This is a genomic window from Vibrio sp. Vb1554, assembly GCF_033344235.1.
This window is the reverse complement of sequence record NZ_JAWPOJ010000492.1, coordinates 1-1,012: the sequence shown is the minus strand read 5'-3', so window position 1 is coordinate 1,012 and position 1,012 is coordinate 1. Positions and strand designations below refer to the sequence as shown.

The window sequence follows — 1,012 nt, the reverse complement described above, 5'->3', positions numbered from 1 at the left end:
GCTAACGGTGATGGATTTTGTGTTGCTGAACCAAACACGAATCCCATTATTCTGGCGCCGTAAAACCAAACAAACACAACGTGCGTTGGTGCAATTAGATCGCGTTGGCATGGCCGCTCGCTCAGATCGTCGTATGGGGCAACTTTCTGGTGGTGAGCAACAGCGTGTGTTGTTCGCTCAGGCTTTGTTAGATGACCCAAGCTTGTTGGTGTTGGATGAGCCTACAACAGGGATGGACGAGCAAGGTGTGCGTTACCTTGAAGTGTTGATACATGAAGTTGTCGCGCAGGGCAAAACGGTGTTAGCGGTTCATCATGATGTCACTGCGGTGCGTCGCTTGGATGCAGAAGTGCACGTTGTTAACCGTCAGATTGTGGCGTCCGGACACCACTCGGATGTTTTGAGTCCAGATCGTATTGAAACATTATTTAAGCACTACACAACCAAAGCGGAGGCGGCGTAATGGAGTGGTTACGAGCACTGGTGGTGAGTGGTGTAGACGCTGGATGGTTGAGCGACAGCTTTGCGTACGCTTTTATGGTGAACGCGATGGTCGCTGCGCTGATTTTGGGGCCGCTACTCGGCGGGCTGGGTACATTAGTGATTGCTAAGCGTTTGGCGTTTTTCTCCGAAGCAGTAGGCCACGCAGCACTGACGGGTATCGCTATTGGTGTTTTACTTGGTGAACCACCAGAAAACCCAATCATAGGGTTGTTTAGCTTTTGGATGATCTTTGCGTTGCAGCTGCACTACGTGAGAAATCGCACCAATGTACCTTATGACACGTTGGTCGGTGTATTTCTGGCGTTAGCTCTGGCGGTCGGGGCGGCGTTGCTGATGTACGTCGCACGTAAGATCAACATACACATGCTAGAAAACGTACTGTTTGGTTCGATTTTGACGGTGACCGATAGAGACATCACGTTGCTTGCAGTGAGCTGCTTGATCATCCTGCTGCTGCTGATTCCGACATTTAATCGCATTTTGCTCACGTGTATCAGCCCAGATATTG

At 50.3% G+C, this 1,012-nt stretch carries 2 protein-coding genes; both read left to right on the top strand.

Annotation, left to right across the window (positions count from 1 at the left end; all coding sequences use genetic code 11):
• The coding region (locus R8N28_RS27295) for a metal ABC transporter ATP-binding protein (RefSeq protein WP_318183927.1) at window positions 1-463 on the top strand (463 nt) is incomplete at its 5' end.
• On the top strand, window positions 463-1,012 hold a 550-nt coding region (locus R8N28_RS27290; RefSeq protein ID WP_318183926.1), incomplete at its 3' end, for a metal ABC transporter permease. The genes R8N28_RS27295 and R8N28_RS27290, both read left to right, overlap by 1 nt.